Source organism: uncultured Aquimarina sp. (genome assembly GCF_947492965.1).
Lineage (GTDB): Bacteria > Bacteroidota > Bacteroidia > Flavobacteriales > Flavobacteriaceae > Aquimarina.
In genome coordinates, this window is the sequence record NZ_CANLOZ010000016.1 from 1 (window position 1) to 15,052 (window position 15,052).

General features: G+C 33.1%; 9 protein-coding genes. 2 read left to right on the plus strand and 7 right to left on the minus strand.

Going from position 1 to position 15,052, the window contains the following annotated elements:
• The first annotated feature begins 195 nt into the window (after positions 1-195).
• Entirely contained in the window at positions 196-819 is a 624-nt protein-coding gene (locus tag Q1B37_RS23130; RefSeq protein WP_299903036.1) for a DUF922 domain-containing protein, read from the plus strand.
• Positions 820-859: 40 nt separating this feature from the next.
• Positions 860-1,999 (plus strand): hypothetical protein, encoded by a 1,140-nt coding sequence (locus Q1B37_RS23135; protein WP_299903038.1) that lies wholly within the window; start codon positions 860-862, stop codon positions 1,997-1,999.
• A gap of 115 nt (positions 2,000-2,114) precedes the next feature.
• On the opposite strand, the gene Q1B37_RS23140 is transcribed toward Q1B37_RS23135, so the two are convergent.
• The 7 genes from Q1B37_RS23140 to Q1B37_RS23170 form a co-directional block, all read right to left on the minus strand.
• The gene (locus Q1B37_RS23140) at positions 2,115-3,536 is read right to left on the minus strand and encodes a TolC family protein (protein ID WP_299903040.1); all 1,422 of its coding nucleotides are present in this window, start codon (positions 3,534-3,536) and stop codon (positions 2,115-2,117) included.
• A gap of 12 nt (positions 3,537-3,548) precedes the next feature.
• Complete coding sequence (locus Q1B37_RS23145; protein ID WP_299903042.1) at positions 3,549-4,217, minus strand: ABC transporter ATP-binding protein; 669 nt, start codon at positions 4,215-4,217, stop codon at positions 3,549-3,551.
• Positions 4,218-4,402: 185 nt separating this feature from the next.
• On the minus strand, positions 4,403-5,146 hold the full coding sequence (locus tag Q1B37_RS23150; protein WP_299903045.1) for a DUF2807 domain-containing protein: 744 nt from the start codon (positions 5,144-5,146) through the stop codon (positions 4,403-4,405).
• Between the two features lie 54 nt (positions 5,147-5,200).
• The gene (locus Q1B37_RS23155; RefSeq protein ID WP_299903047.1) at positions 5,201-7,624 is read right to left on the minus strand and encodes an ABC transporter permease; all 2,424 of its coding nucleotides are present in this window, start codon (positions 7,622-7,624) and stop codon (positions 5,201-5,203) included.
• Between the two features lie 162 nt (positions 7,625-7,786).
• The gene (locus tag Q1B37_RS23160; protein ID WP_299903049.1) at positions 7,787-10,234 is read right to left on the minus strand and encodes an ABC transporter permease; all 2,448 of its coding nucleotides are present in this window, start codon (positions 10,232-10,234) and stop codon (positions 7,787-7,789) included.
• A gap of 14 nt (positions 10,235-10,248) precedes the next feature.
• Positions 10,249-12,603 (minus strand): ABC transporter permease, encoded by a 2,355-nt coding sequence (locus Q1B37_RS23165; RefSeq protein WP_299903051.1) that lies wholly within the window; start codon positions 12,601-12,603, stop codon positions 10,249-10,251.
• A gap of 58 nt (positions 12,604-12,661) precedes the next feature.
• The gene (locus Q1B37_RS23170; protein ID WP_299903053.1) at positions 12,662-15,046 is read right to left on the minus strand and encodes an ABC transporter permease; all 2,385 of its coding nucleotides are present in this window, start codon (positions 15,044-15,046) and stop codon (positions 12,662-12,664) included.
• Between the last annotated feature and the right edge of the window lie 6 nt (positions 15,047-15,052).

The following is a 15,052-nucleotide window of genomic DNA, read 5'->3' on the forward strand; positions in this document are numbered from 1 at the left end:
CAATCACTTACAGCATTATTAACTTCGTTAAGATAACTCTATGTGAATAACAATGCTAAACTAAGGGCTAGCGCCCGTTTGTAACGGGTGCCCATACAGCTTTAAGGGTAATCTTAGGTGTTAAATAGAAAGAAAATCAGTTACATTTTATAGTATTAAGATGTAACTGGTTTTATTACATAAAAAGAACTGTACATGAATAAAATACAATATATACTACTGTTATTTCCAATGGTAATACTTGGTCAAAAAGATATTAAAGTTGGCGATGATATTATTCTATGGGAAAAAGGAGTGTTTTTACAGCCAGAAGATTTTAGAATCATAAAAGAAGTAGATCCGTATGATACTAGGAATGGATTAACTACCTATAAAATAGAGATCTTACCAAAAGAAGTTTTGGTAGACGAAAATAACCAGATAGCCAATTTTCTAAAAATGAATCTTGCTACCTATTTTTATAAGAATAAGTCTTGGCTTGGCAAAAAAAATGACAAACAGTTATTGGCTCATGAACAGAATCATTTTAATATCGGAGAACTATTTGCCAGAAAAATGAGAAAAGCTTTTGAAGAGCTAAAAGAAAAAAAGATTAAAGACTTTAATGCTTATCAAAATGTATATACTACCTATTGGAAAGAATGTAAGGCGTATCAGAGAAAGTATGATCAAGAAACATTTAATGGTACGTTGGCAGAATCTAGTAGCGATTGGTTACTAAAAGTAGATCAAGAACTATATGAATTAGAAGAGTATTCCTATGCTAAAGTAAAACAACGTTGGCGAGCGAAGCTCAAAAAATTATCATCAGGATCTTAAGGATAAAAAGTCATCTTTTCTATAAACGATATAGTATCACATGAGAATAAGAAAATACATTGTTTGCATACTGGTATTAATTTCCAATATACTTTCTGCACAGGATATACAAGATGTTTTAAAAAATGATATTTGCTACTGTTTGGATGAACTTTTTAAAAGTGGACAAGCTAACAGAGAGAATTTAGTATTAGAACAATGCCTAGGTAAGAAGATAAATTCTTATTCTCCGGAATTTAAGGAAATACTACTCAATGAAAAATTTGCTAAAAAAAGTGAAGAAACTTTTGCTTCCCTTTATAAAATTGACCCTAAAAATCTGAATGCTTTTATTGCTGGACATCAAGAATATTTTGTGAATGAATGTCAACCCTATTATTGGTATGTAAGTGCTCAAAGAGCCAAAAAATTGATCAATGTTAGATATAATGTTGACGAAAAATATTTTAAAACAATATCTAAGAAAATAAGAAAAGGAAAGCATAAGAAAGAACATCTTTTTCAACGAGCTCTTATCTATATGTCACGAGGAGAATTTGAAAATGCCAAAGCAGATTTTTATACCTATCAGGAAGATGATCCGAATGATGATAAAATAACATATCATCTTGCTTGGGCTTGTGAGCTTAATGGGGAGTATGGTGTTGCAAAAGCTTGGTATAAACAAATGATCAAAAAGAATAATCATTTTGATGCGATTCTTGGACATTCGATTGTAAATAGAAAAATAAGGGATAACGCTCGTTTAGATTCTGTAATTACAGATATCACTTATAATAATATGAATCAATCCATTGGAGCTCTTCAGAGTAATGGTATTTTAAAAGACAAGAAATTACAACAATACCCAGGGCCAAAAAGTTGTCAAGACTTTAAGGATAACGAAAAGATAAAAACCTGTTTTTCGAATTATTTTAAAAGTTTTGTGGATAATAATTTTGATCATAATGTTGTAGAGTATGCAAATCTAAAACCGGGGTTGCATCGTATATTGAGTAGATTCAAAGTTTCGAAAACAGGTAAAATCATTGATGTTTTTGTACTACATGATAATCCATTTATAGTTAATGAAATAACGAGGATTTTGTATGCCATACCCGCTTTAGAACCAGGAAAAAAAGACAATGAACCTGTAAATGTTCTATACTCTTTTCCTATTTCAATATTTATTTCAGAATAACATAAAAATATATCTCAGAAAAGAGGAATATTGTTTTGATGAGTTGGATTGTTAAATACTAAAGAAAAGCCACTAGTTACAAACTAGCGGCATCGAATTTTTAAAAGCATTCTATTTACAATGTATTTCCACGATAAAACTCTAATACTTTTACCCGTAATAAATATTCGTATTGTGCATTGGTAAGGTTGGTTCTGGCATTGTCTAGATTGTTTTTACTAGTGATGTAAGCAATAAAATTAGATACACCATTATTAAATCGTATTTCGTTTACACGATAGGATTCTTCAAAAGCAGTTACCTGGTTCTGTAAACTTTGATAGCGATCATAAGCAGTTTGCATATCAAAATGTACTTGATCAATTGCATTTTTTACTTGTTGTGATGTTCTTTCTAATTCGATGAGTGATTCTTCGGCTCTTATTTTTTCCAACGCAACATTGTTTTTTGCTCTAAATCCATTAAAAAGGGGAATATCTACGGCAATCCCTACCACCGTATTTAGGTTGTTATCAAACTGATCTAAGTAGTCAATACTTTCTCCTCTAAACTGCGTTTGATCCGTAAATACAGAAAGCTGTTCGTTATTAACGGTTACAAAATCACCAGTTTCTACAATTTCAGATCCAGTTTCGGTAAAAGTTTCTGCCACACTAGAATAATTGGTGTTTATCTGCCCAAAGAATGAAATCTCTGGTATGTATAGCGCTCTTGCCACCTGAACTCCTTTTTTGGCAGCTTTCACTCTTAGTTCTTGTGCTTTAAATGTGGCTAGGTTTTGCATGGCATCTTTAAAGACATCATCAGAACTTAGCGTATACTCTTTAAAATCTAAGAAGATAGATGATTTATCAGCCGTAATATCAGCATCTGTGTTTAGTAATTGTGCCAGACTTAGTTTTGCATTATTCAAGCTACTTTCTGCTATCAGAATATTAGTTTCATCAATGGTTTTTTGTCCTTTGATATCTGCGAAATCCGCTGGATTCCCAAACTCTTCGTTATACAGATCTTCTTGTTGTTTTAATTGTTTATTGGTAGCAACTAATCGGTCTTTGGCCAGCGTTAATACATCGGTTTGGTTGAGTACCTGCAGATATGCCAATGTCACATTGAGAATGAGCGTTTGCTTTGCTTCTTCAATTTCCATTTCAGAAGCTAATCGATTATAACGTTGTTGTTTTACGGTATTCAATATCCGAAAACCATTAAAAATCGTAGCATCCAGGTTTAATCTTGCATTAGAAAACGTAAGCTCCTGATTGATAAAATCATTCGTAAAAGGGTCGATACTTCTACCATTATTTACTCCTATATTATAATTACCATTTAGGCTTGGAAGTATATTTGCTTTTGCTTGTCTATGATTAATGAGCGCAGTATTGGCGCGCAATGTAGTAGACTTTAGATCTAGATTGTTTTCTAAAGCCATGGTTATACATTGGTCAAGAGAGTACCTCTCTGTGTCTTTTCTTTGGGTAAATCCTGTAAAAGATAAAAGAAAAGCACTGATATAAATAATTGATTTCAGTGACATGTGATTGTTGGATTATTCGCTGACGATTCGTCCGTCTAATAAATTAATAATTCTAGAACCATAGGAAGAGTTTTTCTCAGAGTGGGTGGCTTGTATAATCGTTACACCATCTTTGTTTAACTCAGAAAACAATTCCATGATTTCTGTACTTTGTTTAGAGTTGAGGTTTCCAGTAGGTTCATCTGCCAAAATAAGTTTCGGTTTGCTAATCAATGCTCTTGCAATACCTACCAACTGCTGCTGACCACCACTTAATTGTGCTGGAAACAGATCTTTTTTACCTACGATATTAAATCGGTCTAGCATATCAGCTACTAAAGCTTTACGTTCTGACGACTTTACATTTTTATAGAGTAGGGGAGTTTCGATATTTTCATACACATTAAGCTCATCGATCAGATGATACGCCTGAAAAACAAATCCTATATATTCTTTATATAATTTAGAACGTTGCTTTTCTTTTAGCGTATGCACCTCTTCGTCTAAAAAGGTGTAATTCCCAGCAGTAAAACTATCTAACATCCCAATGCAATTAAGTAAAGTAGATTTTCCCGAACCCGATGGTCCCATTAGAGAAATAAACTCTCCTTCTTTTACTGCTAAGTTGATGTTGTCTAGTAATGCTATTTTCTTTCCTCCAGAACTAATTACTCTAGAGGCGCTGTTAAGTCGTAAAATCATAATTATTTTTTGATGATGATTATCTATGTTGTACGTTTCGTTGATATAAAAAAATTAACTAGTGTAATTTTCTATAAGTCTTCTGAGAGATGCGTCTGGGCCTAATGGTGTTAAAAACCCTAGAATTTTCATGTCTCAGACAGACATAATTTTCGGAAATTGAATTCATTTTTTCGATCATGATATTATTGAATTTCAGAAATTTCTACTTCTCCAATATTTAATCCCTTATGGATACTAGCATCTCCTTTATAATATAGTTTTGCTTCTCCAAAAGCAGTAAGCTTAATACGATTAGAAGAATTAATTTTAAATTCTGCTTCTCCAAAAGCTTTGATTTTAGTGTTCTTGTTGTCTACTGCAATAAGATCCGAAAAACTTTCTCCAAAAGCCGTGATTTTTTGATTTTCGATACTTCCTTTTTTGATCGTTAAGGTACTCGCTCCAAAAATATCTGCATCCAAATATTTTAGATCTACTTCGTTTAAGGTAATTCTAGACTCCCCAAAAACTTTTAGTCTAAAAGATTCTGAATCTAATTTACTTTCGCAAGTAGCGTCTTGTTCACCACGAACAGAAAGTGATTCCAGATCTTTATAGTTTACGGTAATGGTTAATACTCTTCCTTTATAGATCGGTACTTTTCGCTCGATACCATTTTTCACAACAACCTTATGTTTTGTAGTTTCTTTGGCACCATCTAGATATACACGTAGTGTTTTTCCGTTTACTTCAATATTAATCTTATCGTTTGGTTCTGTACTTTCTTCTATAATTACAGAGGTTTCGCTACTTTCTACAAATCTTGCCTGAATGTGTGGGCTAATGATTACTTTATCAAAATCAGCAACGTTTTTCTTTGTTTGTCCGGCTAACAATTGTGCGATGGTTAAGGTTACAAGTGCTAGTAAGTATTTTAAATGTTTCATGATGAATGAGTTTTTAATGTTCGTTTTATTTGATTGAAATGATGATATTATTTTTTATTCTGTTTTTAAACTTTTAATAGGGTTTGCGACGGCTGCTCTGATCGTCTGAAAGCTAAGGGTAATAATGGCTACTAGCAGGGTGATGATTCCTGTAAGGGCAAAAACCCACCAATTTAATTGAATTCTGAAAGCAAAATCTCGTAACCAACTGCTCATGAACCACCATGCAATTGGTGTAGCGATGCAAAAGGCAAATACAATTAGTTTGATAAAATCTTTAGACAGTATCTTTACGATAATCGCTGTAGAAGCTCCTAAAACCTTACGAATTCCAATTTCTTTGGTACGTTGTTCTGCGATATAGGTGGCTAATCCAAACAATCCTAAAGCTGCTATGATCACAGCAAGTACTGTAAAAATTAAAGCAATCGTTCCAATTCTTTTTTCCTGTTGATACATATCAAGATAAGAATCATCTAAAAAACTATAGGTAAATGATAGTTCGGAAGAAACAGCTTCATATTTATTACGAATTTTGCTAATAAAACCTTCTACATCTGCTGTATTAAATCGATAGGCAGTTCTCCAACTATTATCTCCTAGTCTAAGACTTAAAGGACCAACATCTTGTCGTAAGGACTCGAAATTAAAGTTTTTTACTACTCCGATAATCGTGTATACAATCTTGTCGTCTTTACCAATAGTTTTATAAAGCTTCTTGCCGATTGGATCCTCAAAACCAGTTAGAGCAACCGCTTTTTCATTGATGATAATAGCTGTGGAATCTGTTCCAAAAGAACGAGAGAAGTTTCTACCTGCAATAAGTTCCATGCCCATCGTTTCTATATATTCGTAATCTGCTCTCCAATACTGCATATTAAAACCATTATCTGCGGTGTTTACACTTCCAGTATTAAAGGTGGTATCCGATCTAGCAGATTGAGATACTGGAATATATCCTGCAAATGATGCTGATTTTACTTCTGGAAATTGTTCGATTTCTGATTTTAAAGACTTTCTTGTTTCGTTCGTTAATCCAGAATTATCTACGATCAGTACTTGATCCTTGTTAAACCCTACATCTGTAGTCTGGATATGATTTAATTGTTGGTAGACAACAATGGTACCGATGATCAATATAATAGAGGTGGTGAACTGAAAAATAACTAAGAAATTTCTCAGGCTGTTTTTATTGCCTCCTTTAGATAGAGTTCCTTTTAATACACTTATCGGTTGAAATTTAGAAAGGAAAAATGCTGGATAAATACCTGCTAGAGGTCCCACTACAAAAGGTAATAGAATCAGGAAAATCAAAAATTGTGGTTGTAATAATGCTTTTATTGAAATTTCCTTGCCAGAGACGTTATTAAACCATTCCAAAGAAAGAAACACAAATATAATGGCGATACTATGCGCTAGTACTACGATCAGTGTAGATTCGCTTAAAAACTGTAATACCAAAGATTTTTTCTCTGTACCTAATACTTTACGAATACCAACTTCTTTTGCTCTACCAGAAGATCTAGCTGTAGTAAGATTCATAAAATTGGTACACGCAATAAGTAGAATAAACAACGCTACTGCAGAAAAAATGTATACATACTTTATCGAACCATTAGTACTGAGTTCTATATTTTGAGTCGAATGCAAGTGAATATCAGTAAGAGGAATTAAAGAATATTCTAATTTATTACCAGAACTTTCTATATCTTCTATACTTTTAATATTAGTAAACTGAGATATCTGCGGTAAGGAATATTTTGCAATTACTTCTCTAAAATTGTTATTAAACTTTTTATAATCAGTACCTTCTTTTAGCACAATATAGGTGTGGAAATTATGGCTTAGGTAATCTCCAAAGTTATAATCCACATTAGCCATAGATAGTAAAACATCTAGATGAAAATGTGAGTTTTTAGGCATGTCTTCAATAATAGCAGTAACCTTATACAAAGTATTATTTACTTCTAATGCTTCTCCAATAGCTGTATCTACACCATTAAAATACTTTATTGCTGCTTTTTCAGATAAAACAACCGTATTAGGTGCTTTCAATGCTATTTTCGGGTTTCCTTTTAAAGCTGGAAAGGTAAATACATTAAAAAAAGTCGAATCCACATACGCAATGGCATATTCATCAATAAGTTCCGTTCCTTTTCGGATTAGTTTTGATCCTTCAGAAGCGTATATTCGGGTATATTCCTCTACTTCAGGATAATCCTTTTTTAGTGTAGCTCCCATCGGATCAGAACTCACAGCCATATGCATTTCGGTACCTCCAAAGAGGATATCAGAATTGATTCTATAAATTTGATCCGCTTTTTCGTGAAACCGATCATAACTTATTTCATCCGTTACAAATAATGCAATAAGAATAAAGCAACATATTCCTAACGAAAGTCCAACGGTATTAATAATAGTAATCCCTTTGTTCTTAATGAGATTTCTCCACGCTATTTTAAGATAATTTCTGATCACGATGTTGATTTTATTTTGATTGTTGAATTTGGTATGTATATAGTGAAGATGATGCCAAAAAAATAAAACACTGAAAATCAGTGTTTTAAAATTATTTTTAAAATAAAAAGTGTTCGATTTTGATACACTTTTTGTTCAAAATCGAACACTTTACAATCCTTGTTATTCTGATCGTAAAGAATCAATTGGATTTGCATTAGCAGCTTGCAAGGTTTTAGCACTAATCACCATAAGTGCTAAAAGAATCATCGCACTACCTCCAAGAAGAAATATCCATACGCTAATATTAGTTCTATAAGCAAAATCATTTAGCCAATTTTGTATCCCATACCATGCTATAGGTGCTGCGATAACAAAAGCAACAGCTACCAATACCAGAAATTCTTTGCATAAGATAGTATTAATTTGCAGTAGAGATGCTCCTAAGACTTTACGTACTCCAATTTCTTTGATACGTCTGTTGGTGGTATAAATAACGAGTCCTAACAATCCTAAACAACTTATTAAAATAGATAAGCCTGTGGCCCAATTTAGCAACTTAGAAATATTCTTTTCTCTATTGTAAAACTTAGCAATGGTTTCATCCATAAATTCGATACGATAATCATCAATCTCTGTATAAACAGATTTATAAGCGGATTCAATTTTAGATAGAACAGGTGTTAACCCTTCTTCGGTATTGTTTTGAAAAGCAATATGTACTGCCTGAAATCTACTAAAATTTGGTCTATACCAATCTCCAATCAATCCCATTGGACTTATGTCAGATTTTAAAGAGCGTTGATGAAAATCTCCCATCACTCCTACGATAGGAATTTTTTCATCTCCAAAATCCACAATAGCTCCCAGTGCCTCTTCCGGAGTTTCAAAGCCATATATTTTTCGAGCAGTTTCATTGATAACAATTTCTCGTATCGTATCATTCTTGTAAACACGACCAGCCAATAACCGTAGCTCGAATAGATCTAGATAATCAGTATCTCCAAAAATGAAGTGTAATTCTGATTTTACTTCAGTTTTTCCATTATGCACTGTAGTGTTAGAAATGTTCGTATTTCGTGATGCTGGAGGTACTCCTCCAAGGCTAATGGTTTTTATTTGCGGTATTGCCTTTAGTTTTTGTGCATATATTTCTTTCTTAGAAAGCTCTCTTTCGCTACGCGGACTATAAACGGAGACTACGGCCTCGGTTTTAAAGCCCATGTCTTTGCTTAATACATAATTAATTTGTTTGCTAACTAGCAAGGTTCCAATTATAAAAACCTGAGCTATGGTAAATTGAAAAACGGTTAGAAACTTTCTGAGTCCTACTTTCTTTTCGCCAATACCCAGATGATTTTTTAAAACAGAAACCGTATTGAATTTTGATAGTACCAAGGCAGGATAAAAACCAGCTAAGAAAGTAACGACCATCAATACGATCGCAATACCAAATATGATTATTGGAGTTCCAATAAGCTCGAATTCCAAATCTTCGGGGACAAAGTCTGAGAATAACTTGATTAACCAACTAGTACATGCTATAGAAATAATTGCAGATAACATCACTAGTATAAAGGTTTCTCCCATAAATTGTTTAATAATTTGTTTGCGAGAACTACCCAGTGTTTTTCGTATTCCAATTTCTTTAGCTCGCTGTGTGGCTTGCGCTGTATTAAGATTAATGAAATTAATACACCCCAATAGTAAAAGAAACAAGGCTACTAACGCGAGGTTTCGTAGCAAAGATTTACTTGCCTGAGTACGTGTCCAATCATAGATACCATAACGATCATCAAAGTGAATCTCTCTAAGTGGTTGTAAAACATATTGTCTTGTTTGTCCATATTGTGCTACTTCTTCATCTATATGTGCCTCGGCTAATGCATCAAAATCTTTTTGAATCTGATCAAGATTTGCATTCTTATTAACCTTTACATATAACTGTGAAGCAGAGTTAGTACTATTCCAGTTTTTTTCTAAAATGTTTTCTCTAAGTCGGGTTTGTAAAAGGGTAGGACGTGATATAAATTCCTGAAATACTAAATCAGTGCGTCTTGTGAAATTTTCAACTACTCCAGAAACAGTAATAGGAATTGAGTCATTATAAATCAAAGTTTTACCAATAATCTCAGTGGGTTTTAGTTTTGGAAAATACTCCAAAGCCCTTGTCTTTGTTAGAATAACTTGGTTAGGTTGTGATAATATTTCATCTGTATTTCCTGCTAAGAATTCATATTGAAACATATCAAAGTAATTTTGCTCTGTAAAAATTACAAAATTGGGCCACTTCAGCGTAAGATCATTTTCTTTGTTTTCTACTTTTGCGGGTCTTTCGCTGTAAAAACCATTCACCATTTCAAAGTTTGAATTTTCGCGAATAGCATCTTCTAAAGCTATGGTAACTCCAGAATTATAAAATTCACCTTCAGGGTTTTTAAAATTTGTTACCACTCGATAAATTCGATCTCCATCCTTATGAAAATCATCAAAAGTATAATCATAATAAATCATAAGACCTATTACAAAAGAAGCACTTAGACCAATAGTAAGTCCAATAACATTAATAAAAGAAAACACCTTGTTTTTTAAGATGTTTCTCCATGCTATTTTAAAATAATTCCGGATCATAATGTTAGTTTTTATTACTCGGTTTTTAGACTGTTAATAGGGTTGGCTATTGCCGCTTTAACAGCCTGAAAACTTACAGTTGCTAATGCAATGAGAATTGCGACAATTCCTGCGATGACAAACACTATCCAATTAATTTCTATACGATAAGCATAGTCTTGTAACCAGTTGTTCATAAAGAACCAAGCTAAGGGTACTGCTAATACAATGGCAATGCAGACTAATTTTAGAAAATCTTTGGATAGTAATTTTACAATACCGGTTACACTGGCACCTAATACTTTTCGTACTCCGATTTCTTTGCTTCGCTGTTCTGCGGTATATGCTGCTAATCCAAAAAGTCCTAAACAGGATATAAAAATTGCCAACAAAGCAAAGATTCTAGATAGTTCACCGATAAGTTGCTCACTTTTAAATTTAGCATCAAAAGCTTCATCCACAAAAGTATATTCGAATGGGAAAGCAGGATTGTGCTTTTTCAGTACTTCTCCTATTCCGGATATTGCCTGATCAATTGGCGTGCCCTGTTTTGTTTTGATATACATATATCTTGCAAAATTTGGGTTGTTTATAAATAAAACAGGATCACTGGTATCGAACATATCATCATAGAGATAATCCTTAACAACTCCTATGATTTCGTAAGATTCATCACCTCTATTAATCTTTTTACCTACTGGATTATCAGTCTTCATTAGTTTAGCTAGTGATTGAGAAATCATCACATTGGTACTATCGGCATCTACATTTGTCCCAAAACCACGACCTTCAACAATTTCCATGCCTGTAGTTTCAAAAAAACTAGCTGTTATATTTCTAAAGGATAGCAAAACATCTTGGGTATTAACACCTCCTTGCCAGGTAAATCCAGAACCATTATTACCTCCAGATAGGATATGAGAATTACACAATGCAGCATTATGAGCATATCCGCTTTTAATTAGATCTTGCTGAATTACAGAAAACTTATCAATAATTTCATCATTAACACGCATAGAAATCAATCGTTCTTTATCATATCCAAGCTCTCTATTTTTAGCATGTTGAATTTGTTGATATACGATAATCGTACAGATGATAAAAACAATGGAAATAGTAAATTGTCCTACCACTAATCCTTTTCTTATAAAAGATGCGGATCCGCTTTTAACTTTTATGCCTTTTAGAACTTCTACTGGTCTAAAAGAGGATAGGTAAAAAGCAGGATATAAACCAGCAAACAATCCGCAGACTATAGTAATAACTAATAATATACCAATATGAGAAGGTTTGGATAAACCAAGAACAAGATTTTTATCAATCAGGAGATTAAACTGCGGTAATAATACTACCAATAATATCACACTTATGATAGCTGCAAAACAAGCCATCATCATGGATTCTGATACAAATTGAATAATCAAACGAGATCGACTAGAACCGATAGCTTTTCGAACACCTACTTCATTTGCTCTCTTTTCGCTGCGAGCGGTTGATAAGTTCATAAAATTAATACAAGCAATCAATAATATGATCAGTGCTATTAGAGAAAATAGGCGTACATAAGTGATTTTTCCACCAACTTTTTTACCTCCTTCAAACTTGGAACGCAAATACCAATCTTTCATAGGATGTAAAAAGGCGTAAGTGTCACTTTCAGGATCTTTTGCAGGGATCAGAGCTTTAACTTTTTCATTCACTTCGGCTACGTTAGCTTCTGGCGATAACTCTACAAACGTATCAGAGAAATTACTACCGTATTCTGTCATCCATTCAGCACCATTTCTGTAGCGCTCAAATGGAGCTACCCAATCAAATGGAAAGGAAACATTTTCTGGTAAATTTTCTACAACTCCAGTGATAAGGTAATTATCCTTATTGTTAAGTTTTATTGTTTTTCCGAGTACTTTTTCGTTTTTACCAAAGAGCAATTCAGCTGTTTCCTGGGTAACGACTATGGCTTCTGGATTCTCAAAGGCTCCTTTTATAGATCCTTCAATAAATTCTAAACTAAAAATATCTAGAAAATCGGTATCTGCATATCTTCCAGTCCTATTGATAGCACGATCACCAACCGTAAAAAGTCGTTCTTCAGAACTAGACCTGGTAGCTCTAATAACACCAGGAATTTCATCTTTCATTGCCTGAGCAAGAGGACCTGGCGTAGAGTAGAAGGTTCTCCATTCTTCTTCATAATTCTGATTGGTAGGTGTGTAATAGATATGATCTTGTCTCGCAAAATCCTTATTGAAACTTACTTCATCTTCTACCCAAAGAAAAATAAGACTTGCACAAGTAATACCAATAGCTAATCCAAAAATGTTTAAAAAGCTATATCCTTTATTTTTTAATAAACTTCGGAAAGCAACTTTTATATAATTAGTGATCATAATTGTTCGTTTTTGATTTGTGTTATTAGATCCACGATAGGCGGACACATTGATTGATTTATTCTGTTTTAAGGCTTTTGATCGGATTGGCAGTGGCTGCTTTAATAGCCTTGTAACTAATGGTAAGTAAAGTGATAATTAATAGTAACCCCACAGCAACTACGAAAATCCACCAGTTTATTTCTGTTCGATACGTATAATTTTGTAACCAGTTATTCATAAAATACCAGGCTATTGGCGATGCTATAGCACCTGCTAATAAGATTAATTTGAAGAAATCCTGCATTATAATAGCTAGGATATCCTTAACTTTTCCACCTAATACTTTCCTGATACCAATTTCTCTTGTTTTTAGTGCGATAAAGAAAGAAATAAGCCCGTAAAGCCCTAAACAACTGATAAAAATTGCAAGACCAGAAAATATTTTGGTCATTGATAAGAAACGTTGTTCTTCAATATATTGCTGAGCTATGCGCTCGTCTAAAAACTTATATTGATATACAAATTTTGGAAACACTTCCTTCCAGCGACTTTCGATGGTTTTTAATGTAGTACTTATATTGGCACCATCTATTTTAACAGCGAGTTCGCTATAACCAGTTTTTTCTGGTGCTATAAAAACAGGACCAATGCCACTTAAGAAGTTTTGATCGTGGAAATTAGCAATAACACCAACGATGGTAGCTTTTACTCTTCCACGATTGGCTTCTATTTGTTTTCCTATCAGTTCTTCATAGGAGGAGAGTCCCAGTTTATCTGCTACTCTTTGATTTACTACAACTTCAGTTATAGAATCCGAAGTGAAAAAATTACGCCCGGCAATTAGTTTTAAATTAAATGTATTCAGATAATTCTCGTCGGCAAGTTTAGCACCTATGGAGAACTCTTCATACTGGGGTCTATTATGATATCGGAAACTAGTTCCCCATTCATTTTCTGCTGCTCCAGGACTTGATAAACAAGCTGTAGTATTTGATACTCCTGAAATATTATTTAATCTGTTTTTTAGTCCTTGTAATTTTAATAGTTCAATTTCTTCTGGAATTTCTAACATTACGATAGCTTCTTTATCAAAGCCTAGATCGGAAGTAATTGCAAAATTGATTTGTTTACCGATTACGATAGTTGCTACAATAAGCATAATTGAAATTGCAAATTGAGTAGTTACTAATACTTTTCGTGTCAATTTACCACCAGTATCATTCTGGGTAAGTTTCCCTTTTAATGCTAGAGTAGGTAGAATTCTTGCCATTAAAATCCCAGGATAGCTACCTGCCAAAAGTGATACTAGTAATAAAAGTGTGATAAGAAAACTTATTACCTTAAAGGAAAGTAAAGATTGGATACTTAACTGCAATTCAAATAATTCATTGAACTTGGGTAATCCTCCAATAGAAATCCCAATTCCTAGTAGTAATGCGAAGAGACTTATTAAAAAAGTTTCTAATATAAATTGCCAGAATAGTTTGGTTTTACTTACACCAAGTACTTTTCTAACTCCAATTTCCTTAGATCTGGAAAATGCTTGTGCTGTGGAAATATTAATAAAATTAATACAACCAACTGCTATGAGAAATATACCAATTAAAGAAAATATCCATAGTAAACTCACATTAATACCACCATATTTTTGTTCTAAATGAACATCACTAAGTGGTTGTAACTTGTATCTGTGTACGTTTTTACTTTTTGGTCTGTATTTAGAAACCAAAGGAATAAGTGTTTTTTCTATATGAGAGATGTCTTGATTAGGTCTTAAAAGGGTATAACACTGTAAACTGTTTGTGATACCTCCCCAACTCTTGCTATATGCAAATTGACTATAATTTTTAAGACTCTCATAGGATATAAATACATCTCCTTGTACAGAAGAATTAGTGGGGATATCATTAAGTATTCCTATAACTTGTATAGTTCCTGTATTCTGAAGTGTAAATGTTTTTCCCAAAGAAGATGTACTATCTCCATACATTTTCTTAGCAAAACTCTCGGTGATGTATGCAACATTAGGTGCTGAAAAATTATGAGTACCTAGAGATTCTTGTAGGGGAAAATTGAATATCTCAAAAAAATCGGGCTCCGCAAAAACTACATCTTCTAATAAACGATTGGTGTTAGAATCCATTCCATCGATTTGCCATTCTTGTCTAATAAATATGTTCGCTACTTTTTCAGAATAATTAAAATCAGATTTGAATACACTTGCAAAACCTGGAGGAACACTTGCTTCATATTCTATAGCATCTTGATGTTCTTCGGTGACAACTCTATAAATCCTATCAGAATTGTTATGAAAATTATCGAATTGTAAATGGTAGTTTACAAATAGAAATATTAAAATCGAACATCCAAACCCAAGCGCTAATCCTAAGATGTTTATAAAGGAAAACACTTTTCGTTTCTGTATATTTCTCCAAGCTATTTTGAAATAATTCCTAATCATAATTGT